Here is a 21,956-nt window from a genome sequence, read left to right on the forward strand (position 1 = left end):
ATTTTCAGGCTTAACTTTAGGGATTGACAGCTTTACACCTCTTGGCCTTTACTTTAGACCTTGGCAGCTTTACACCTCTTGGCCTTTACTTTAGACCTTGGCAGCTTTACACCTCCCGGCCTTTACTTTAGACCTTGACAGCTTTACACCTCTTGGCCTTTACTTTAGACCTTGGCAGCTTTACACCTCTTGGCCTTTACTTTAGACCTTGACAGCTTTACACCTCTCGGCCTTTACTTTAGACCTTGGCAGCTTTACACCTCTCGGCCTTTACTTTAGACCTTGGCAGCTTTACACCTCTCGGCCTTTACTTTAGACCTTGTGAGTTTCACATAAAAAATGCAGACCATTACACAGCCTGCATTCCCTTTGTACTTACTCTTCTTCTAATTTCTTTCTCATATACTCCAGCACATCTGCTTTTAAATCCGGTCTTCCCAGTGCAAAATCAATCGTTGCTTCAATAAAACCAAATTTATTGCCCACGTCATATCGATCACCTTCAAAATTATAAGCAACGACATCCTGTGTCTGATTGAGTTTCTTTAACGCATCTGTCAGCTGGATTTCATTATCCTTGCCTGGTTCAAGCGTCTGTAAAATCGAAAAGATTTCCGGCGTCAGGATATATCTTCCCATAATAGCCAGGTTGGATGGCGCTTCCTTCGCATCCGGTTTTTCAACTAAATCATGGACAAAGCTGGTTCTGCCTGCCGTCTCTTCTTTGTTTTCCGGGTCGATGATTCCATATTTCGATACATCCTCCCATGGAACGGAATGTGCGCCTATTACAGCCGCATGGTGTTCCTCATGGACATCAATCAGCTGCTTTAAGCATGGTTTTTCGGATACTACAATATCATCGCCAAGCAAGACAGCGAAGGCTTCATTGCCGATAAATGAGCTGGCACAGCCAATGGCATGCCCGAGGCCAAGCGGTTCCTTTTGGCGGATATAGTGAATGTTCGCGAGTTTAGAGATGCTTCTGACCTGTTCTAATGTCTCCCAATCCTGCTTCTGCTCTAATTTTTCTTCTAATTCATATGATTTATCAAAATGGTCTTCAATCGCGCGCTTGCCTCTTCCAGAAATAATAATGATATCCTCTATTCCGGAGGCCACTGCTTCCTCAATAATATATTGAATCGTCGGTTTATCTACAATGGGAAGCATTTCTTTTGGCTGCGCCTTCGTTGCCGGTAAAAATCTTGTTCCAAGTCCTGCTGCGGGGATAATTGCTTTTTTTACTGTCATATGGCATCCCTCCAGTGTATTTTAATGAAATAAATCGCTTAGGTTACAATAAGTCTAACTACCATTTACTATACATCTAATTTAGATAATTGTATAATATGGAACAAGTAGATGTTACATGAATTTACATTTAAAAAGGCAGGCTAAATAAATGAATCTATTTCAACAAATTCAAGATAGAAAAGCTAAGATTTCCGTCATTGGTCTGGGTTATGTAGGACTGCCTCTGGCAGTGGAATTAGCAAAAAAATATGATGTGGTCGGTTTTGACCTGAATGAAGCAAAGGTTGCGCAATACCGAAAAGGCATTGATGTAACGGAAGAGGTCGGCAGTGAGGCGCTAAAGGAAACTACCCTAGAATTCACAAGTGCGCCGAGCGATATCAGCGATTGTACCTTTCATATCGTTGCTGTGCCGACACCGATCAATTCGGATAAAACGCCGAATTTAAAACCTGTGATTTCAGCAAGTGAGACAGTTGGACAACACCTTACAGAAGGTTCCATTGTCGTTTATGAATCAACGGTTTATCCGGGGACAACGGAAGAGGTTTGCATTCCTATTTTAGAGGAAAAATCCCAATTGACTTTCGGAAAGGATTTCAAAGTAGGCTACTCTCCGGAACGAATCAATCCCGGCGATAAGGTAAATACCCTTGTCACTATCCAAAAGATTGTGTCCGGCTCAGATGAGGAAGCATTGAAGGAAATCTCCGCTTTATACGGTTCCATTATTCAAGCGGGTGTCTTTGAAGCAAAATCCATCAAGGTTGCAGAAGCTGCAAAGGTGATTGAGAATTCACAGCGGGATATCAATATCGCCTTTATGAATGAGCTTTCCATGGTTTTCAATAAGATGGATATCGATACGAAGGATGTGCTGGAAGCAGCCGGCACGAAATGGAACTTTTTGAAGTTCACTCCCGGTCTTGTCGGCGGACACTGCATTGGCGTGGATCCTTATTACTTCACTTATAAAGCAGAACAGCTCGGCTATCATTCGCAGATTATTTTAGCGGGAAGAAAAATCAATGATGATATGGGCAGATATATCGCCAGCAGCATCATCAAGAAAATGATTAAGTCGAAGCTGCAGGTGGATGGTGCGCGTGTTGCCATTCTCGGACTGACATTTAAAGAAAATGTTGCCGATGTGCGTAATACGAAGGTCAATGATATTGTGAATGAATTGACGGAATACGGTGTCGATGTGCTGGTTCATGATCCAAAAGCAGAACCTGAGGAAGTCAAAGAGGTTTTCGGATTTGAGTTAGTCCAGAATAAAGAATTAACTGATTTGGATGCGGTTGTTTTAGCTGTACCCCATCGAGAGTATCAGGAATACCAGGTAAGTGACTTCCATCCAATGTACCGGGCGGATGAGAAGGTATTTATCGATATCAAGGGAGCATACGGCAGAGAGGCTTTGGAAGCTGAAGGCTTTAAATACTGGAGCTTATAAGGAAGCTTGATTATAGCGCAACATCAAGAAAAAGCAGTGACATGCGATCAGTCACTGCTTTTTCTTGATTTCTTCTTTTTCTTGAACGGTTTAAATATAAATGACTTTACCCGCCGGAGAATGGTCACAATCGGCCTTCTCCCTCCCATGACCAGTCCGGCAAGTTCCGCAAAAATATGTAATAGAAATATCATCACAGCTGTGAAAACAAGCGAAATAGCCAGATCTGCTTCGGAAAAGAGAATCCCGATTACCCCAAACAAGCCGCTGAACAGATAGATAATGACCACTGTTTTCCGGTGGCTGTAGCCGGCATCGATCAATTGATAATGGATATGGCGGCGGTCTGCTGTCATGATGCTTTCCTTATTGTAAAGCCGGCGAATCATTGCTACCAGCGTGTCAAAAATAGGCACTGCCAGAATCACAATCGGGATAATAAAACTAAAGAAGGTAATGTTTTTAAACAGACCTAAGATAGAAATAATCGCTATAATATACCCCAGCAGGTTGGACCCGGTGTCCCCCATATATATCTTGGCGGGGTAAAAATTATGGTATAAAAAGCCGATGTTCGCGCCAATAAAGGTAATGCATAAGTAAGCAACCAGCACCTGCGTGTCCACAATGGCCATGGCAAAGATACTGATCATCGCAATCGTTGTCACTCCGGTGGCCAGCCCGTCTAAGCCGTCAATTAAATTAATGGCGTTGGTGATGCCGATAATCCAAAAGAATGTCAGCACCGGACCTAAAAAGCCGAGCTCCACAACGCCCAAAAGCGGAATGGTGATCCGTTCGATAATCAGACCGGCATAAATCAGCAGACTCGCGGCAATGACTTGTCCCGATAGTTTAATTAAAGGACGTATGGTGTATTTATCATCCAGCGCTCCGGTAATCAAAATGATAAGCGAGCCAATCAAAATTTCGTCTATGAAGACATGCCTTGGCTGCAAATAAAGCATACCTAATAAAGCACCTGCAAAAATAGCTAATCCACCTAATCTTGGTGTAACACTCTGATGTATTTTTCGATGGTTTGGTTTATCCATTGCTCCTATTTTTACTGCCAGCTTTTTCACTGGATAGGTAATCAGCAAAGCTGAGATGGCAGAAATTAAAAAGGCGATTGTTAAATCTACATAGTTTAGCATAGTATTCTCCTAAATATTACAAGTCACATACTCCTAAAAAGAATGGCTTTCATTTGGTCAGCAGCAGGGTTGAAGATAGGTTGATTTTCCTATTCTGTTCCCATTGCATTTCTTTTTGCTCATCTGGCTTCAAGTGCCAGACTTTAAAGGTTCCATGTCGAAATTTGTATGTTTATTTTTCCCTTATTTCGACATCATTTCCTGTGGACTTCTTTAAATTATATAGGACTCTTCCTATATTGCGCAATGATTTATCCGATTATTCTTTGGGAATCTTTCATAGCGGGGGTTTTGCGGAATAGAAATATAGGTAAAGCGCATCTTTTTTTAAGGCTGCGGCTGTGGTACATTCATTACAATCATCAGCTAGTGAAAAGGAGGTGCCTCATATGTTTTTATATCTTTATGTATTAGCAGCTGCTATCGCTGTGTTTGGAATGATTGTTGTATTTCGTTCCACAATGGATAACATGCTGTCAGAGCCGGAAAAGTTCCCGCAGCATTTAAACCGTTTTTTTACCAAATTTTCTATTCTTGAAATCTTGCCAATTGCGATGATTGTGCTGGGATTTATCTTTCCCCCAAACGTGCAGCTGGACATGGCGGATGCGCTGATTCCAATTGTCATTATCGCCCTTTTAATGGTTATTCATATTTTTTATATCTTCTCGCAGCGTTCTCCTGCAGGTAATGTTGAAAAAGAGCTCAAACAGCGAATCCAGCCATTTATATTTATGGCCATGGCTTTAGGGAACGCGGTTCCTATTATTGCAATTGTTTTTATTCTGTTAATCGTCAGCTGATCTATCCTGATGTGTTTCTTGCACATCGGGTTTTCTTTTTTTATTTTGGAATCCACCTGGATAAGAAAACTTCTCTATAAAAGTTTCGGTTTATACCTTTCTTTCGGGGGCTGCTTTACCTATAATAGAACTTAGTTTGAACCGGATGCGGAGGTTATGTTTTGAGCAAGCAATCTGTTACTGTAGAAAAAATATGTTTATTAGCCGGAAAGATTATGCTGGCTTCTGGAGCAGAGACGTATCGGGTCGAGGATACCATGGATCGGATCGCACAGTCTTATGGGGTAGAAAACCCTCAAAGCTATGCTACATTAACCGGACTGCACTTCTCGCTCGATTATACTGAAAGCAGTTATTTCTTACGGATTACCAAACGCGCTACAGATCTACATAAAATTGATGATGTGAATCAGCTTTCCCGGGAAATTGTCGCGCATCAGCTTCCCCTGGAGACAGCTTATCATAAATTAAAAACGTTAGAAAAAAATGTACCGACCTTTTCTTTAAGCTTCCAAGTGCTTGCTGCCACACTGGTCAGCGGGTGTTTTTCCTTAATGTTCGGCGGTACGTGGGCTGACTTTTTACCAGCCTGTCTTGCAGGAAGTATCGGGTACTCGACGATGATTCTATTTGATAAAATGATTGAAATCCGCTTCCTTGCAGAATTTATCGGATCATCGTTCATTGGTTTAACAGCTGCGACCTGTTTTTTGCTCGGCTTTGGCGGAAGTCTGGAAATGATTATTATCGGTGCGGTTATGCCGCTTGTTCCCGGGCTCCCGATTACGAATGCCATTCGTGATTTAATGGCGGGTCATCTGGTTTCCGGTGTTTCCAAGGGAATCGAGTCACTGCTTACCGCTGTAGCGATTGGAGCCGGAATTGCGATGGTTTATGGGTTTTTCCCAGTTTAATTGCTGTCATCCGAAAATAACAAGGCAGCTCTCATCGGTGTGGCAGGCGCAGAACCCGTCACATCCTGCGAAAGCTTGAATGGAGGAGAAATTAAGATGTTTGATATTATTGTTCAACTTGCTGCCAGTTTTATTGCATCTGCAGGCTTTGGTGTTTTATTTAATGCACCCAAAAAATCATTGATTCCATGCGGTCTTGTCGGAATGCTTGGCTGGATTCTCTTTTACACCCTCAGAGAATTTCATGTCGATATCGTTGCTGCAACCACCTTTGCGGCAATTCTTGTCTCCATCCTTAGCCAAGTTTGTTCCCGTATTCTAAAAAGGCCCATCATTATCTTCACGGTATCCGGCATTATCCCGCTCGTGCCTGGAGGCGTCGCCTATAATGCCATGCGAAACTTTGTTGAAAATGATTATAATACGGCAATTCAGCTTTCAGCCCAAGTGATGCTGCTGGCTGGAGGCATTGCGATTGGCTTAATGTTTTCCCAGGTTATTAATCAGATTATGATGAAGCTGCAAAAGGCAAAGCCGTAATTTTTTCATCTTCATAGAAGAGAACAATCCTTCGTTGATAAACGCTTTGCTTTGTACAATTCTAAAAGGGAGATGCTTTATTTTTAAGCGTCTCCCTTTTTTATCTGATGAAAGCTGTTTGTTTCTTCGTTTTATTTACTCGCCTGTCAGCTTTTTAATTTCTTCTTTGCTTAATTTTGTGATCTCTGCGATTTGATTGATCGGCATTCCTATTGCCAGCAATTCTAAAGCTATTTCTTGCTTTCCTTCTTGCTTTCCTTCTTGTCTTCCTTCCTGTCTCCCTTCCTCCAATCCTCTCTCAAAATAAGAATTCGGCAGTTTCAATACCACTTCTTTTTCCTCCTCCGGCAAGTTCTCCATTTGCTCCATCATTTGCGCTTCCTCCTCTTTGTTTAGTTTTAGATAAGTTTCAAAATAACCATATAGGAATTCCATTTGTGCCGGGTTGATTTTCATCCGGGTGATCATACGCAGAAACTCCAGCTTTACCTGAACCCGCTCATGCGCTTCATAGCCCATTTGACTGAGCAATGCTGCTGCGGCCGAGTTATCTGATTGAATATATTCTTTCCAGTTTTTCTTGATTAGGTGTAATTGTAAAAAGTTAAATTGTAGTACGTCTTGGGTGGGGGTATCGATTCTGAATTGCGTCGGTTCTTCTTTCTCCCTATTATAACTCAAAACAGCGATGGGTTGAATGGGTTTGCGGTGTTTGGCGTAGAGGTAGCTAAAATAAAGAAACATTCTTTCGGGAAAATTTGCTTCACGGGTTGATTGGGCTTCAGTATGAATATGGAGTATTTTGTCTTGGTGGTTTAGCTTTACTGCTGCGAGAACGTCAATTTCCTTTTTACGGCCATTGATATAGTCCAGATATAGTTCCTGTTCGAGGAAAGTTACGTTGGAGAAATCAATGTGAGGGTGAAGATTGGGGAAAAATCCTTCGATAAACTCTTCAAAAAACTCTTGTATCAGCTTTTTCGTCAGCCGATCATGCTTCATGTAGTCTGCTTCTTCTTCGAGAATAACTGGTGCTGTAAACAATAGAACACTTCCTTTCTTTGAATTGTCTATATTTTACCAATCATTTAAAAATAAAGCTAGTCTTTTTTCAGATAAACTGGGTAAATATTTACTGCAGATGGTTTTTATAAATTCCATCAAGCTAAGCAGTTATATATACTCGCCCTTCTTTTTTATAATAATTCCATTATATCCAGTTCACTCCAAACAAATTCTGAAAAATTAATTTATTAACTCCATTTTAAAGGTAAATAAATTGACAAAGCCACCTTTCATTCTGTAAAGTAAATGATTAATCCCCTTCTATCTTTAGGGAATTTTTAATATGTTTGTGCGTGTTCCAAAGCTTCCCTTTAAAATGTGCCTTTCCACACAGATTGGAGCATTCAAAACCTTGATGGATTTAGTCTGTTGGACATTTCCATCTGTTTTTAAATCAGCATTTTAGAGGATACTTATACGCATTTTTTAACATCTTTACAGAAACTAAAGAATTGAGGAACCTAATCATGAGTGAAACTATACAACCAAAGGCAACGATTGTGATTTTTGGAGCAACTGGAGATTTGGCAAACCGTAAATTATACCCTTCCATTTATCGCCTTTATAAGAGCGGTAAACTAGATGAGAATTTTGCGGTTATCGGGCTTGCCCGCCGCGGATGGGATAATGACATTATACGTGAGAAGGTAGAGCAGTCTATCCAAGGGTTGACTTCCGAGGATGAAGATGTGTCTGAATTCACTTCACATTTTTACTATAAATCATTTGATGTAACGTCAACTAATTCATATACAGACTTAAAATTTATGGTGGAGTCTCTTGAACGGGAATATCATACGGAAGGCAATCGCCTGTTTTATTTAGCAATGGCTCCTGACTTTTTCGGGACCATTGCCAATCAGCTGAAAGACCATGGCTTAAAAGAAACGTCTGGATGGACGCGTTTAGTGATCGAAAAACCTTTTGGGCATGATTTACCTTCTGCCAAAAAACTGAATAAAGAGCTTCAAGCTGCTTTTGACGAAAATCAAATCTATCGAATCGACCATTATCTAGGAAAAGAAATGGTTCAAAATATTGAAGTTATCCGTTTTGCGAATGGGATCTTTGAGCATTTATGGAATAATCAATTTATCAATAACATTCAAGTAACAAGCAGCGAGACCCTTGGTGTTGAAGAACGTGCGCACTACTACGATGCATCAGGCGCAACAAGAGATATGATTCAAAACCATATGCTGCAAATGGTTGCCCTGCTTGCGATGGAGCCGCCAATCAATCTCAGCACCGAAGAAATTCGTTCGGAAAAAATCAAGGTGTTGCGTGCTCTGCGCACCATCAAAGAAGAGAAAGTCCACAAATATTTTGTCCGCGGTCAATATGGTCCCGGGAAAATAGACGGAAAAGAAGTCAATGGGTATCAGGATGAAGCTGAAGCATTAACAGACTCTACAACAGAAACCTTTGTTGCTGCAAAGCTTGTTATCGACAACTATCGCTGGGCCGGCGTTCCTTTCTATATTCGTACAGGAAAACGAATGAAAGAAAAATCAACCAAAATTGTTGTGGAATTTAAAGATATTCCAATGAACCTCTATCATAAAAAAGATGATTTACGAAATCCTAACCTGCTTGTTATTAACATTCAGCCCAACGAAGGGATTACACTTCATTTGAATGCGAAGAAAACAGGGAATGGTAATTTAACAGAGCCTATTCAGCTTGCTTATCACCAGGATTCAGAATCTGGTATCAATACTCCAGAAGCATATGAAAAGCTTATTTACGATAGTATGCTTGGTGATGCAACAAACTTTACACACTGGGATGAAGTTGCATTGTCATGGGAATTTGTTGATCGTCTTTTAGCGAGCTGGGCAAATACAAAACCGGATTTCCCGAATTATGAATCTGGTTCGATGGGTCCAAAAGCCGCAGATGAATTGCTTGAAAGAAATGGCTTTCATTGGTGGCCGGAATAAAACTATATATTCATATTAAAAAAAGCCTCTTGCTGCATGAAAAGCAAGAGGCTTTTTTTAATATCTTCTTGGTTGAAATACGGAAATAATTAATACAATACATGTAATCCAGTGCAATGTCATGCCAACAAGCGGGATAAATCCGATAATACTTGTCACAATTCCTAAAACACTGCCCGCTATCCATCTTCTATCCCGGCTGGCAAGGACTAATGTAATAATATGAAGAATCAGCATGACGAATAATGGCGTATAGCCTGATCCCATGATATAGATACCGCCAAAGACTGGAATTCCCAATAACCCTTCAAAAATACCGGTGATTAATTGCATCACTTGGGATATTACCATTTTATCTACCTTCTTTCGCTTTTCTTTGTCTTTATCATACCCGATTTTCGACATGAAATGAATTCTAGCCTGTTGTTAATCAAGGAAAAATATTTATGTCATGAAAAGGGCAGATTGGCAAATGAGATGATTGTCTCTCTGCCAAGAGCTGCCCCATTTTCATTACTTACGTTTACTTTTTCGCTGCTTTCTTCCGCTTCCTTCTCTCCCTTACTTTCTTCGTTAGGTTATCAAAGATCAGATAAATAACCGGCACAAAGAATAAGGTAAAGATGCTGGAAATCGTTAAACCGAAGATTATCGTTACAGCTAATGGCTGCTGCAGCTCGGCTCCTTCACCGATACCCAGTCCTAATGGAATCATCGCCAGAATCGTGGTAAGGGATGTCATCAGGATCGGGCGCAGTCTGGAGCGTCCGGCTTCAATAATTGCTTCTACCTGGTCCATGCCTCGCCTGCGCAGAATATTGATATAGTCTACAAGGACGATGGAGTTATTTACCACTATTCCGGCAAGCATGATAATGCCGATAAAGCCGGCCACACTTAAGGATATATTTGTCACAAACAGTCCGCCGATAACACCAATAATGGTTGTCGGCAATGCAAACATAATGATAAAAGGCTGCAGGAGATTTTCAAATTGTACAGCGAGTACGATATACACTAAGAAAATCGAGAATATCAGCGCTACGCCAAGCTCCATAAAGGCTTCTTCCATATCTTCCGCCTGGCCGCCAATACTATAGCTGTAGCCTTCAGGGAAGTCCATTTGACTTAGCTTCGTTTCAATATCGGATACGACACTTCCTAAATCGCGGCCGACCACTCCGGAGCTGACATTCATTTGTGCCTGCTGATTTTCTCTCAGGAGCGTCTGCGGTCCTTCTGCCTGCTCTATCTCAACAAGTTCATCTAACGGAACCGTTGCTCCTGAAGGTGATTGAATGCTTGTATCCAGCAGATCTTCGATACTTGTACGTATATCTTCCGGATAAGAAAGACTGATATCAATTTCCTGTCCTTCTTCCCGATACTGACCGACTACTTGCCCAGTGAATTTCATTTCCAGCTGGCTGGTGATTTGCGATCCGGATAGACCATAGCTGGACGCCACATCCTCATCTACCCGAATTTCCATCTGCGGAATACCGTCTTCCGCTGTGGAAGAGGCATTGGTTACTCCCTCAATCTCTTCCATCTCTGCAAGCACCTGTTCTGATAAATCAATCAGGGTATCATTTTCTGGCCCATTTAATTGGACCGAAATCGGGTCACCCATTTCCATTCCGCCATCCATCGCAGAGGCTGCAATATCAGCACCTGCAATATGCTGTACGCGTTCATCAATTTCTACCATAATCTCATCGGTTGAACGATCACGTTCGGATGCCGGTGTTAATTGCAGCGTATAGGTTGACTCGTTCATACTGCCTGTAAAGTCAGCTGAACCAATGGTTACATAGCTGACGTCCATATATTCCTCGTAATCTGCCAGAATTTCATCCACCTGTTCTGTCATGCCGATTGTATAGTCTAAGCTGCTTCCCGGTGGTGTCTCTACCGTAATCTGTGCTTGCCCCTGGTCGGCGGATGGCATAAACTCCATCCCGATACGAGGAATGAGGAAAAGACTGCCGATAATCGCTAAAACCGTTACCAGGACGGTTGTTTTTCTAAATCTGAGTACTTTTTCTAATCCTTTTCCATAACGTGTTTTCAGCCAATTTAAAAACCTGTCAAACCAATATCTTTTCCCTGACCCTTCCATAACATTTGCCAACAGCTTCGAGGAGAGCATTGGTACTAAGGTAATCGCAACGACTAAAGATGCGACTAAGGAGAAGGAAACGGTCAGTGCTAATGGTGTGAATAAGTCGGATGACATTCCTTCTACAAAAACAATTGGTAAAAATACGACTAATGTCGTCGTTGTCGAAGCAATAACTGCCGGCGCTAATTCAATCGATCCCTTGGTTGCCGCCTCAAACAGGCTGTAGCCTCTGCGCCGGTAGGAATAAATATTTTCTAAAATAATAATTGAGCTATCCAGCATCATTCCAATTCCTAAAGCTAATCCGCCCAGGGAAAGTACATTCAAGGTTTGTCCCGTAAAGTACATTAATACAAAGGTTGCGATAATCGCTATTGGAATCGATAATCCAATCACAATGGTTGCACGGATGCTCTTTAAAAATAGGAGCAGAATAAGAAATGCAATTGCTCCGCCTATTAAAATATTATTCATAACCGAATCAATGGACATCTCAATAAATTCAGAGGTATCAATGATGGTATTTAAACCCATTCCTTCTGGCAAATCATCCATCATTCCCGGCATTGCAGCTGTAATATTGTTTGCTACCTCTACCGTATTCGCATCTGTCTGCTTCATTACGGACAGGACCAGCGCATGCTCGCCGTTTACCATTGTTTCAGAGGAAGCCTCTTTAAAATCATCCTGGACGGCTGCAATATCGGAAATGCGGACCACACCGCCTGCTTCAGACTGAATCTGTGTATTTTCAATATCCTCTATGTTGTCAAATTCACCGATGACGCGAATCTGTAAATCCTGGTTTCCCTGTTCTACCGTACCGATGGAGGAAGAGCTGTTCTCGCTCCCCAGTGTATCCATGACACTTTGAGGCGAGATGCCATATTGTTCTAAGCTCGCTTCATCTAGTTCAATTTGAATCTCTCTTTCTAAGCCGCCTTCAATCGTGACAGATGCTACCCCTTCTTGTCTTTCAAAGAAAGGAACAATTTGCTGATCTGCCATTTCGGTCAGCTCGGCTAAATCTTCACCTGTTAATCCTAAGTACATAACCGGAAGTGAATCCGGACTGAAGCGAAGAATATTTGGATCTCCTGCCCCATCAGGTAACATTCCTTTTACTTGGTCGACCTGTTCTCTCACATCCAATAGGGCCTGGTCTAAATCTGTTCCATTTTGAAACATCATCATTACCATGGAGGACCCAGATTGTGATTGAGATTGAACCGTATCGATTCCTTCTACTGCACTTACTGCTGATTCCAGCGGTCTGCTGATTAAATTCTGCACATCTTCTGGTGCTGCATCTTGATAATTGGTAGCAACGACGGCTACCGGCAAATCTATTTCAGGGAAAAGATCGACCGCCAGATTACGCAGGGACATGACCCCTAAAGCAAGAACAGCTAATACAATCATAATGACGCCAATTGGCCGTTTTACTGAAGTTTTTATAAGCTGTTTCAAAATCTATTCCCCTTTCACTACTTCGACGGCATCGCCATCTTCTAATCCGGACTGACCTGTTATGACGATTTCTTCCCCAGCTTCGATATCTCCCTCGATTGCGGTTTGCCGGGATTGCATTGTAATAACAGAAACCTCGCGCTGTTCTACCGTTTCATCATCCGTTACCACAAAAACAAAGGACTCCCTTTCACTCTCTGCAACTGCTTCTGTAGGCACTAATAAGGCATCCGATTCTACGGTTTCCTCGACGGTTATTTTTGCAACAGCTCCAGAAATAAAGGAGGAATCTCCAGCTTCAAATGCTGCCGTAACCGGATATAATCCGGTATCATCCGGAACCTGATCTATATTGGTAATCACAGCTGTTTTCTCTTCTCCGCTCACAGTCACTTCTACTTCATCATCGATATTTAAAAGGTTCAGCATGCTTTCGGAGGCGCTGCTTTCTGCCTTCCATTCATCTGTATCTGCAATCAGCATAAAAGGTTCTTCCGGGTCGATATTCTCGCCTTCACCGACCTGAATCTGAATGACTTCCCCAGCTTCCGGTGCGTCCACAGATTGTGTATTGCCATCAAGCGTCAATTCTGCGACTGTCTCATCTTCTTCTACCGTGTCGCCGACATTTACTTCTAAGGTGTCTACTTCTAAAGGCTGTTCAATCATAATCGGGGTCGTTTGCGAGGGCTCCAGCCGGGCATTAAATGTTCTTTCCCGCGTTAAATCCCCTTCCTCGACCTTCTCTGTCTGTACAGAAGTAATGACCTCCTCCTGTGTTTCTTCAGCGGATTCATTCTCATCCTCTGTACATGCCGCTAAAACAAGCAGCATCAAAATCAATCCAATTGCTCCAATACTTTTTTTCATGGTTATGTAGAAACCCCTTCCTTATTTTAACTGGCACTTGCATGCTCTCGTTTTTATACCTTTTTTCTGCCTCTTTGTTTCGTACGAAAGTGACACGCAATTCGTTTCAAAAATTTCCTCATTTAAGTATATCCCTTTCAAAATACCCAAGCAACGTTTGTCTGCCAGGTGATGAGAGAAGGTATTAAATGCACTTTTTCTATAACATATCCCCTCACGAAACGTCAGGGGCAAGTCTTATCTGTTCATTGCCGCATAATAATTCCAGCAACGCTTTTGATGGGACGAGTAATCGCAGTCCCAACGCTTTTGATGAGACAAGTAATCGCAGCAACGGTTTTAATAGACCGAGTAATCGCAGGTCTCAATGTTGTCAGGTTCGTGCGACCGCTGCGGAAAAACACTACGCTAGATAGGTTTTATTACTATCTGTATCAAAATTAATAACATTCATTAACCTGACAAAATTGGTACAGTCCTCCATCATTCTATTGTCCTATCAATCTGACAAGATTCGACTGATTTTTATCAATCATTTTGAAAACGCATACGTATTTTAGAGCATTCTCGACAATTACAAAGATATACACGCCTAAACCTGCTTTAACCTCGTTATACATCGAAATATGCATCTTTATCCACTTTTAAGCGCTTTGTTTAATTTTATAACTATAAGGTATAATTAAGAATCGAATCATAGCTTATTTCCATCCTCATACATCATTTTCTTTCAGCTTTTGAATAAATAGCTTGATTGATTAACCCGCTGCAAAATTTTTTGTTTTACGCACTATTTTGCTTCTATTTTCACCAAATGACATACCTGAAAATTCCAAAAAATATAAGGGGGACTTAAAAATGAAAAAGTTACTATTTGCTTTGATAACTGCCTCGGTTCTTGTTTTAACTGCATGCGGCGATGCATCAAGCGAGGGAGAAATTGATACGATTGTTTTAGCTGATGCCGGCTGGGACAGTATTAATGTACACAATTATATTGCGGCACAAATCATGGAAGAAGGATACGGCTATGACACAGATATCACTTCTGGTTCGACCGCAGCAACGATGCAGGGGTTAAGTGATGGAGATATCAATGTATATATGGAGGTATGGACAGACAATATCCGCGATCTTTATGAGGAATTAACAGAAGCGGGCGACATCGAAACCTTATCTGTGAACTTTGATGATAATGACCAAGGTCTATATGTTCCTGCCTATGTTATCGAAGGTGATCCGGAAAAAGGGATTGACCCGCTTGCACCTGATTTACAAACCGTAGAAGATTTGAAGGATTATCCGGAGGTATTTCAAGACCCGGAAGATCCGGAAAAAGGACGCATTATTAATGCGCCGAGCGGATGGGCAGTAGAGGAAGCCATTAATGATAAATTCGACTTCTATGAATTAGATGAGACCTTCAACAACTTTAGCCCGGGCTCTGATTCAGCTATTATTACCGATTTAGCCCGTGCTTATGAAGCTGGAGAAGGATGGGTCGGCTACTATTGGTCACCTACAGCAATCACAGCTAAATATGATTTAGTTCTATTGGAAGAAGCACCTTATGATGAAGCAACCTGGGAAGAGTCAAGAGGAACCGAATTCCCGCCAAATGATGTGGTTATTTCCGTTCATCCGGATTTTCTTGAACAAGCACCTGAGGTTGTGGAATTCTTAGAGCAGTATGAAACAAGCAGTGCTTTAACAGAAGAAGCGTTAGAGTATATGGAAGATAATGGTGCATCGGCAGAAGAAGCAGCTATCTGGTGGATGCAGGAGCATGAAGATATCTGGACAGCCTGGCTTCCAGAAGATATTGCACAGGATGTAGTTGATTCATTGGAATAAAAAAATAAACAATAACGTGGAGTAGCTTGCCACCAGGTTAGCTGCTCTTTCTTTTTTACAACCCGTCATTTCGTTTTATCTTAACTAAAAAATACATTACAGAAAGAGAGGTAAATACTGCTTTCTTAGCAGTTATGATGCTTATGATTCAATTTCCAGACATTACATTCGAAGCTGGAAAGTATGTTGACGAATTTGTCAGCTTTCTTGCCAATAACTTAGAAGTTTTATTTGATTTTATATTTTTCATCACCTCGAGGTCTATCAGTGGACTCACTGATTTTCTAATGATTATTCCGTGGTGGCTGTTTATCGTTATCATCTTTTTACTTGGATGGTATTTTAAATCGCTTTTCTCAGGTGTTTTATACGGCCTCTTTATTTTTCTCATTGGAAGCTTTGGCCTGTGGGAGGAAATGATGATTACGATTTCCATCATTTTAACCGCCGTTATTATTTGCTTAATTATTGGAATTCCGCTTGGGGTTGCGATGGCATTTAATAAATGGGTTTCGATGATTTTGCGTCCGATTCTTGATGCGATGCAGACGATGCCAAGTTTTGTGTATCTCATCCCGGCTATTTTCTTCTTTGGGCTGGGTAATGTTTCTGCTATCTTCGCTACATTGATTTATTCCCTGCCGCCGGTCATCCGTTTAACCGACCTTGCTATCCGCGGTGTGGATAAAGAGGTTGTGGAGTCAGCGCATTCGTTTGGCTCTTCCAGATGGCAGACCTTATCTAAAGTTCAGCTGCCGCAAGCATTGCCGACAATTATGGCCGGTGTCAACCAGACGACCATGATGGCATTAGCCATGGTTGTTATTGCATCCATGGTCGGTGCTTCCGGTCTGGGCGAGCAGGTGCTGGTATCGATTAACCGGATCGATATTGCGCTCGGCTTTGAAGCTGGTATCAGTATCGTATTTCTGGCGATTATTATTGATCGTATTACCAATGGTATCGCAGAAAAAGTACAACGTCGTGGAGGTAATCAATAATGTCTGTACAAATACAAGTAAAAAATGTTTCTAAAATATTTGGTTCCAAACCGAAATCTGTCATCCCTATGATCAAAGAAGGATTATCGAAGGAAGAAATTTTGAAGAAAACAAATCATACGGTTGGTGTCTATGATGCGACCTTTGACATTCAAAAGGGAGAGGTCTTCGTTATCATGGGGCTGTCGGGAAGCGGGAAATCCACCTTAATCCGCTGCTTCAACCTTTTAAATAAACCGACAGACGGTTCGATTCTGATTGACGGGCAGGATATTACCAAATGCAGCCGGGACGAATTAAAAAAAGTCCGTCAGGAAAAAATTGCGATGGTTTTCCAGCACTTTGGTCTCTTCAGCCACCGGACGATTTTGGCAAATGTCGAGTATGGATTAGAAATTCGGAATGTCCCAAAAGAAAAACGCAGGGAAATTGCAATGCAAAATATTGAAACAGTAGGGTTAAAGGGCTATGAAGATAAATATCCGGATGAATTATCCGGCGGCATGCAGCAGCGTGTCGGCTTAGCAAGAGCACTCACCAATGACCCGGATATTTTATTAATGGATGAGCCTTTCAGTGCACTTGACCCGCTGATTCGCCGGGAAATGCAGCTGGAGCTGTTAGACATTCAAGAACGGCTGCAAAAGACGATTATTTTTATTACACATGATGTGAATGAAGCCTTTCGAATCGGCGATCGCGTGGCTGTGATGAAGGATGGACATGTGGAGCAGGTCGGAACTCCTGAAGAGATTATCGCCAGCCCTGCCAATGACTATATTTCTGAGTTTATTAAAGATATCGACCGCTCTAAGGTATTTCAGGCAAGTCATATTATGACCAAGCCGAATGCGCTTGTTTCCATCAAGGATGGAATCAATGTAGCCGTCAAAGAAATGCGCGAGAATGGAATTTCCAGCGTGTTTGTCGTGGACCGCTCCAGACGGCTTCAAGGGATTGTGACGATTGATGATGCGATACAGGGAATCAAAGAGCATAAACAATTAAGCGATCTGATTAAGAAAGATATTACGGTTGTCGCAGAGGATGAATATATCAACGATTTAATCCCGAAAGCATTGGAGTCCAGCTTTCCTTTAGCTGTAGTGAATGAGGAACAAAAGCTGGCCGGCTATATTTTACGTGTTCATGTATTATCTGGTCTTACTTCCGATGATGTGACGGAAAGTGAAGAATATGTTCATTAAGCAGGCTCCATCATTTCTTAAAAAATAATAAGAAGAAGGTAATGGACGTGGGGGATTTACTCCTATCAGCGTGAGAGAATTTTTATTTCTCTTCTCACTGTAAGAGGATAACCAAAAAGTCATTGCCTTCTTCTTTATTATTTAGAGCGGCTTATTCGTTATTACGCGGCATGTCTTCTTCTCTCTCGTCAAAGTTGTCTTCATCCATGGGATCATCATTACGATTATCGTCGTTACCGTTAAATTCATCTTCTCTTTCTTCATGATCAATGGTCGGGTTATCATCTGCCGGTTCTTCATTATTCGATGTACCGCATCCAGTTACCAGCGTAAGAGCAAGAGCGGAAGCACCAACTTTTAATAATACTTTTTTCATAAAAAATTCCTCCCTTCTATATTAACCTATTGCTCGAAATTAGGTTAACCCAGAAAAGAGGAATCATACATTTCTTATTCATAATCATTTAGGAAATTTATTACATATTGCTGACGAACCCTTTATTTGATTGCAAATGTAATTTCTGCTTCACATGCAACCTCACCGTTAACCGTCGCAACGCCTTTTCCTTTACCGATTGGCCCCTTCATGCGAATAATCTCAACCATCAGCTCCAGCTGATCTCCTGGCTTCACCTGACGTTTGAAGCGGCATTTATCCACGCCTGCTAAAAAGCCGATTTTCCCTTTGTTTTCTTCGATGCCTAAAACAGCGATTGCGCCTGTTTGTGCCAATGCTTCTAAAATAAGAACTCCAGGCATTACCGGGTAATCTGGGAAATGGCCGGGGAAAAATGGTTCATTTGCTGTGACATTTTTGATGGCTGTCACTTTCTTGCCTTCTTCTATATCCTTCACCTGATCTACTAATAAAAACGGATAACGGTGTGGAAGAACTTCTTTGATTTGTTGAATATCCATATTTTTTCGACTCCTTTTTTAAAAATATAGCAAAAACATATTCGTCCATCCTCGAATATGTTTTACTCTGTTTTATTTACAATGTCGATAATATGCTGCCAGGTCTCCAGGCGCAGAACATCTAATGGAGATCCGTCACCAAGCACAGCAAAACCAATCATTAGGCCAATGATGAAGGCTGCTGCAGCAAAAATCGTGATAACAATGATACGCAGCCAAATCGGAAAAATACGCAATCTTGGTCTGCTGCGTTTCTCCTCGCGTTTACGCTGCTGTTTTTCTTTTTTATCTGTTTTTCTTGAAATATCCTGTTGTACTGCTTGTTCCTCACCAGCTGCTGTCTCTTGTTCAGTTTCCTGTGAGGTATTCTGTGAAGATGGATTATTCGTCATTTCGGTAACTCCTTACAAATGGATGTTCAAAAAGAGCAATCAAACAACGCATCCTTCTTGAACACTAACGGTATGTAGCTGCTATCATCTCAACCTGAATCAGGAACGAATCGTATTCACTAACCCAAGCATTTGATCGCCCATGGTGATGGAACGTGAATTAAATTGATAAAGCCGCTGGGCTGCCATCATATCTGTCATCTGCTGTGACATATCCACATTCGATTGCTCCAATGACTGCGGATGGATTACAGCACCCTCGCCAGCATATGCTTGTATGATTTCATCTATATCCGCTTCTCCTGAAACAGTAAAAAAATTAGCTCCTTCTGCTTCCAAAGCGCTGGGACGTATAGCTTCCACAACAGCCAATTCAGCTTCTGCCGCCTGTTCACCGTCTCTGGTGACAACCAATTGACCTTGGTCATTTAATTCAATGGCATCAAATCCTTCTTGGATTTCAATCGGTCCCTCTGTCCCGATAATAGGATGACCGTCGGAAGTTGTCAAGGCAACGTTACCTCCTTCAACTGGAGAAAGGAAAAAGGAACCATCTCTTGTATAGACTGTATCCTGCTGCCCATTTTCTACCCGGTTCACTTGAAAAAACATATTCTCTTCCGTTAATGCAGCATCTAAGCTGCGATCTGTCTCTATCATGCTCCCCTGCAGCTGATTCAGGTTAATAGCGCCTAAACCCGCCCCTGCTCCCACACGTATTCCATCGGGAGTCAGTCTGCCTTCTGCATTTTCCGGAGCATTCAAATTATCAATTTGCTGGCTTAGTAAGGAAGAAAATTCAACTTGTCTGTTTTTATATCCAGTTGTGTTGCTATTGGAAATATTATTGCCAATAACATCAAGCTTGTGCTGGATTTGATTCATGGTTACTGCTGATTGATTCATAATACGTGACATGTCCAATTTCCCCCTATCCTAATCGGCCAACTTCTGTAACAGCTTTTCCAAGACTCTCATCATATACCCGTAAAACGCGCTGATTACTCTCAAATAACCTGTAAGCATTCATCATATCCGTCATGGCTTGTTCGGTATTGACATTCGATTGTTCTAATGCCCCCTGGTGCAATACATAGTCTGCATCTGCCGGTACAGCCTCTGCATCCCCTTCAAAAAGATCATTTCCTTCTTTCGTCAGTGTGTTTGCATCCGCTGCATACTGCATACCGAGTGTCACATCACCGCCAGCAGTCGGAATAATGCCTTCTGGTGTAATCGTCTCAATTGTTCCGTCTGTCTGAATATTATTCCCGTCTTCATCTAAAACGTAGTATCCCTGATTCGTCACAAGGAAACCTTCTGCATCAATTGTAAAATTCCCATTTCGCGTATAGCGTACATCTCCATCTTCATTTTGAACGGCAAAGAAGATAGCCCCATTTTCATCAGGAACATTTCCCTGCTGAATCGCAACATCTGTCGGCAGTCCTGATTCGTTGATATCCCCTTGGGCAAAATGAGGAATCGTTTCTTGAACATATACGCCTGTATTCATACCGCCCAATTGACGGGATAAAGGAATATTGAAACCTCCTTGCGTGGTCGGGATGGTGTCCCCGCCGCTTTGCTGTATCAATAATTCCGGAAAAGCACGAATTGCAGTTTGATCGGCTTTGTATCCCGGCGTATTTGCATTGGCAATATTATTAGACAATGCTTCCTGCTGCCGCTGCTGCGTTATCATACCACTTGCCGCCCCATATAAACCTCTTAACACAAAGCTTCCTCCTCTGTATGTAAAAGATTAGAGCCGGCAGCGTAATAAAATAAGCAACACATTCTGCCAGCTTCTAATAATAATTAGTTTACACTTCTTTTTTCAAGCTTATCAATATTTTCAAGCATGATTCCCGTTCCCTTTGCAACACAATCCATCGGATCCTCTGCAACAAAGATAGGAACCTTTAGTTCTTCCGCCAATAGTTGGTCAATTCCATGAAGCAATGCGCCGCCTCCGGTCAGGATAACGCCCCGGTCAATGATATCTGCGGATAATTCAGGTGGGGTCTGTTCCAGAACTGCTTTGGCTGCCTGAACAATAAGTGCTACAGATTCCATCAACGCCTGTGAAATTTCCTCTGATTCAATCGTTATCGTTCTCGGTAAGCCAGATACCATATCCCGGCCTCTGATATCCATGGATTCTTTACGTGATCCAGGGAACACCGTAGCGACATTGATTTTAATATCTTCTGCAGTGCGTTCACCAATAAGCAGTTTGTATTCCTTTTTAATATATTGCAGAATATCCCAGTCAAACTTATCTCCAGCCATTTTAACGGATTGCGAGGTAACAATGCCGCCCATGGACAATACAGCTACATCGGTCGTGCCGCCGCCAATGTCTACTACCATATTCCCGCTTGGCTGATAAATATCCATTCCAGCGCCAATCGCAGCTACTTTAGGCTCTTCTTCTAAGTATATGCGTTTTCCGCCTGACTTCTCTGCTGCTTCTTTAATGGCTTTTTGTTCTACTTTCGTGATGTTTGTCGGGCAGCAAATAAGCATTCTCGGCTTTGACAAAACACCTTTGACATTAATTTTATTTATAAAATATCTTAACATGGCTTCTGTGACATCAAAATCAGCAATAACGCCGTCCTTTAACGGGCGCAGCGCCTCTATATTACCCGGTGTACGTCCTACCATACGGCGGGCTTCCTCTCCAACTTCAAGCACACGGTTCGTATTTCGATCCATGGCAACAACAGATGGTTCATTTAAAACTATTCCTTTTCCTTTTACATGTATCAACACATTTGCGGTACCAAGATCAATCCCAATATCTCTGGAAAACATGAATCTAAATCCTCCTAGCGTTACTATCTTGCACCGTCCTAAGACAAAATGCTACTAGTATACTATTTTACCACAAAACCCGGTAATTAACTGTATGAAAATAAGATTTTTTTATTTTTTAAGGCACTTCACCAAAATATCCGGAGGGACAAACTAC

The 21,956-nt window shown here is 41.8% G+C and carries 20 protein-coding genes; 8 read left to right on the top strand and 12 right to left on the bottom strand.

What is annotated here, in order from left to right; translation table 11 throughout:
• Positions 1–375: 375 nt before the first annotated feature.
• Positions 376–1,254 carry a UTP--glucose-1-phosphate uridylyltransferase GalU gene (gene galU, locus MKY65_RS20700; protein ID WP_339180259.1) on the bottom strand — a complete coding sequence of 293 codons (879 nt, stop codon included), beginning with the start codon at positions 1,252–1,254 and terminating at the stop codon, positions 376–378.
• 151 nt (positions 1,255–1,405) lie between these two features.
• On the opposite strand from galU, the gene MKY65_RS20705 reads away from it, so the two are divergent.
• The gene (locus MKY65_RS20705; protein ID WP_339180261.1) at positions 1,406–2,716 is read left to right on the top strand and encodes a nucleotide sugar dehydrogenase; all 1,311 of its coding nucleotides are present in this window, start codon (positions 1,406–1,408) and stop codon (positions 2,714–2,716) included.
• 47 nt (positions 2,717–2,763) lie between these two features.
• Here MKY65_RS20705 and MKY65_RS20710 read toward each other — a convergent pair whose 3' ends face one another.
• Entirely contained in the window at positions 2,764–3,873 is a 1,110-nt protein-coding gene (locus MKY65_RS20710) for an MraY family glycosyltransferase (RefSeq protein ID WP_339180263.1), read from the bottom strand.
• Between the two features lie 389 nt (positions 3,874–4,262).
• On the opposite strand from MKY65_RS20710, the gene MKY65_RS20715 reads away from it, so the two are divergent.
• The 3 genes from MKY65_RS20715 (at position 4,263) to MKY65_RS20725 (ending at position 6,130) form a co-directional block, all read left to right on the top strand.
• Positions 4,263–4,676, top strand: coding sequence for a hypothetical protein (locus MKY65_RS20715; RefSeq protein ID WP_339180265.1), 414 nt, complete (start codon positions 4,263–4,265; stop codon positions 4,674–4,676).
• 161 nt (positions 4,677–4,837) lie between these two features.
• Positions 4,838–5,590, top strand: a complete 753-nt coding sequence (locus MKY65_RS20720) for a threonine/serine exporter family protein (RefSeq protein WP_339180266.1) — start codon at positions 4,838–4,840, stop codon at positions 5,588–5,590.
• Between the two features lie 96 nt (positions 5,591–5,686).
• Positions 5,687–6,130, top strand: coding sequence for a threonine/serine exporter family protein (locus MKY65_RS20725; RefSeq protein ID WP_339180269.1), 444 nt, complete (start codon positions 5,687–5,689; stop codon positions 6,128–6,130).
• A 135-nt stretch (positions 6,131–6,265) separates the two neighbouring features.
• Here MKY65_RS20725 and MKY65_RS20730 read toward each other — a convergent pair whose 3' ends face one another.
• Complete coding sequence (locus MKY65_RS20730) at positions 6,266–7,174, bottom strand: Rpn family recombination-promoting nuclease/putative transposase (protein WP_339180272.1); 909 nt, start codon at positions 7,172–7,174, stop codon at positions 6,266–6,268.
• A 488-nt stretch (positions 7,175–7,662) separates the two neighbouring features.
• Here MKY65_RS20730 and zwf point away from each other — a divergent pair, with 488 nt between their 5' ends.
• Complete coding sequence (zwf, locus tag MKY65_RS20735) at positions 7,663–9,138, top strand: glucose-6-phosphate dehydrogenase (protein ID WP_339180274.1); 1,476 nt, start codon at positions 7,663–7,665, stop codon at positions 9,136–9,138.
• Between the two features lie 57 nt (positions 9,139–9,195).
• On the opposite strand, the gene MKY65_RS20740 is transcribed toward zwf, so the two are convergent.
• The 3 genes from MKY65_RS20740 to MKY65_RS20750 all read right to left on the bottom strand — a co-directional run bounded on the left by MKY65_RS20740 (position 9,196) and on the right by MKY65_RS20750 (position 13,603).
• Positions 9,196–9,489: a hypothetical protein gene (locus MKY65_RS20740; RefSeq protein WP_339180276.1), complete on the bottom strand. Its 294-nt coding sequence runs from the start codon at positions 9,487–9,489 to the stop codon at positions 9,196–9,198.
• 172 nt (positions 9,490–9,661) lie between these two features.
• Entirely contained in the window at positions 9,662–12,733 is a 3,072-nt protein-coding gene (locus MKY65_RS20745; protein WP_339180279.1) for an efflux RND transporter permease subunit, read from the bottom strand.
• 3 nt (positions 12,734–12,736) lie between these two features.
• Complete coding sequence (locus MKY65_RS20750; RefSeq protein WP_339180281.1) at positions 12,737–13,603, bottom strand: efflux RND transporter periplasmic adaptor subunit; 867 nt, start codon at positions 13,601–13,603, stop codon at positions 12,737–12,739.
• Positions 13,604–14,461: 858 nt separating this feature from the next.
• Between MKY65_RS20750 and MKY65_RS20755 the strand changes: the two genes are divergently transcribed.
• The 3 genes from MKY65_RS20755 to MKY65_RS20765 all read left to right on the top strand — a co-directional run bounded on the left by MKY65_RS20755 (position 14,462) and on the right by MKY65_RS20765 (position 17,666).
• A complete protein-coding gene (locus tag MKY65_RS20755) occupies positions 14,462–15,457 on the top strand; it encodes an ABC transporter substrate-binding protein (protein WP_339180283.1) in 996 nt (331 codons plus the stop codon).
• A 143-nt stretch (positions 15,458–15,600) separates the two neighbouring features.
• The gene (locus MKY65_RS20760; protein WP_212929177.1) at positions 15,601–16,458 is read left to right on the top strand and encodes a proline/glycine betaine ABC transporter permease; all 858 of its coding nucleotides are present in this window, start codon (positions 15,601–15,603) and stop codon (positions 16,456–16,458) included.
• The gene (locus MKY65_RS20765) at positions 16,458–17,666 is read left to right on the top strand and encodes a glycine betaine/L-proline ABC transporter ATP-binding protein (RefSeq protein ID WP_042529566.1); all 1,209 of its coding nucleotides are present in this window, start codon (positions 16,458–16,460) and stop codon (positions 17,664–17,666) included. Before MKY65_RS20760 ends, MKY65_RS20765 begins: the two co-directional genes overlap by 1 nt.
• Positions 17,667–17,817: 151 nt before the next feature.
• Here MKY65_RS20765 and MKY65_RS20770 read toward each other — a convergent pair whose 3' ends face one another.
• The 6 genes from MKY65_RS20770 to MKY65_RS20795 form a co-directional block, all read right to left on the bottom strand.
• Positions 17,818–18,042 (bottom strand): hypothetical protein, encoded by a 225-nt coding sequence (locus MKY65_RS20770; protein WP_042529564.1) that lies wholly within the window; start codon positions 18,040–18,042, stop codon positions 17,818–17,820.
• A 122-nt stretch (positions 18,043–18,164) separates the two neighbouring features.
• Positions 18,165–18,584: a 3-hydroxyacyl-ACP dehydratase FabZ gene (gene fabZ, locus MKY65_RS20775; RefSeq protein ID WP_339180289.1), complete on the bottom strand. Its 420-nt coding sequence runs from the start codon at positions 18,582–18,584 to the stop codon at positions 18,165–18,167.
• 62 nt (positions 18,585–18,646) lie between these two features.
• The gene (locus tag MKY65_RS20780; RefSeq protein WP_339180292.1) at positions 18,647–18,976 is read right to left on the bottom strand and encodes a DNA-directed RNA polymerase subunit beta; all 330 of its coding nucleotides are present in this window, start codon (positions 18,974–18,976) and stop codon (positions 18,647–18,649) included.
• 99 nt (positions 18,977–19,075) lie between these two features.
• A complete protein-coding gene (locus MKY65_RS20785) occupies positions 19,076–19,894 on the bottom strand; it encodes a flagellar hook-basal body protein (RefSeq protein WP_339180295.1) in 819 nt (272 codons plus the stop codon).
• Positions 19,895–19,907: 13 nt separating this feature from the next.
• Positions 19,908–20,714, bottom strand: a complete 807-nt coding sequence (locus tag MKY65_RS20790) for a flagellar hook-basal body protein (protein ID WP_339180299.1) — start codon at positions 20,712–20,714, stop codon at positions 19,908–19,910.
• 83 nt (positions 20,715–20,797) lie between these two features.
• Positions 20,798–21,799: a rod shape-determining protein gene (locus MKY65_RS20795; RefSeq protein ID WP_042529553.1), complete on the bottom strand. Its 1,002-nt coding sequence runs from the start codon at positions 21,797–21,799 to the stop codon at positions 20,798–20,800.
• Positions 21,800–21,956 lie beyond the last annotated feature (157 nt).

This window comes from Oceanobacillus sp. FSL W7-1293 (genome assembly GCF_037969815.1).
Classification (GTDB): Bacteria; Bacillota; Bacilli; order Bacillales; family Amphibacillaceae; genus Oceanobacillus; species Oceanobacillus oncorhynchi.

Excerpts from the sequence above, each read along its gene's own strand:
- MKY65_RS20715 (WP_339180265.1), top strand. The coding sequence starts at position 4,263 with ATGTTTTTATATCTTTATGTATTAGCAGCTGCTATCGCTGTGTTTGGA.
- MKY65_RS20795 (WP_042529553.1), bottom strand. The coding sequence starts at position 21,799 with ATGTTTTCCAGAGATATTGGGATTGATCTTGGTACCGCAAATGTGTTG.
- MKY65_RS20780 (WP_339180292.1), bottom strand. The coding sequence starts at position 18,976 with ATGACGAATAATCCATCTTCACAGAATACCTCACAGGAAACTGAACAA.
- MKY65_RS20710 (WP_339180263.1), bottom strand. The coding sequence starts at position 3,873 with ATGCTAAACTATGTAGATTTAACAATCGCCTTTTTAATTTCTGCCATC.
- MKY65_RS20760 (WP_212929177.1), top strand. The coding sequence starts at position 15,601 with ATGATTCAATTTCCAGACATTACATTCGAAGCTGGAAAGTATGTTGAC.
- galU (WP_339180259.1), bottom strand. The coding sequence starts at position 1,254 with ATGACAGTAAAAAAAGCAATTATCCCCGCAGCAGGACTTGGAACAAGA.
- MKY65_RS20770 (WP_042529564.1), bottom strand. The coding sequence starts at position 18,042 with ATGAAAAAAGTATTATTAAAAGTTGGTGCTTCCGCTCTTGCTCTTACG.
- MKY65_RS20765 (WP_042529566.1), top strand. The coding sequence starts at position 16,458 with ATGTCTGTACAAATACAAGTAAAAAATGTTTCTAAAATATTTGGTTCC.
- MKY65_RS20755 (WP_339180283.1), top strand. The coding sequence starts at position 14,462 with ATGAAAAAGTTACTATTTGCTTTGATAACTGCCTCGGTTCTTGTTTTA.
- MKY65_RS20740 (WP_339180276.1), bottom strand. The coding sequence starts at position 9,489 with ATGGTAATATCCCAAGTGATGCAATTAATCACCGGTATTTTTGAAGGG.
- MKY65_RS20750 (WP_339180281.1), bottom strand. The coding sequence starts at position 13,603 with ATGAAAAAAAGTATTGGAGCAATTGGATTGATTTTGATGCTGCTTGTT.
- MKY65_RS20725 (WP_339180269.1), top strand. The coding sequence starts at position 5,687 with ATGTTTGATATTATTGTTCAACTTGCTGCCAGTTTTATTGCATCTGCA.
- MKY65_RS20785 (WP_339180295.1), bottom strand. The coding sequence starts at position 19,894 with ATGTCACGTATTATGAATCAATCAGCAGTAACCATGAATCAAATCCAG.
- zwf (WP_339180274.1), top strand. The coding sequence starts at position 7,663 with ATGAGTGAAACTATACAACCAAAGGCAACGATTGTGATTTTTGGAGCA.
- fabZ (WP_339180289.1), bottom strand. The coding sequence starts at position 18,584 with ATGGATATTCAACAAATCAAAGAAGTTCTTCCACACCGTTATCCGTTT.
- MKY65_RS20705 (WP_339180261.1), top strand. The coding sequence starts at position 1,406 with ATGAATCTATTTCAACAAATTCAAGATAGAAAAGCTAAGATTTCCGTC.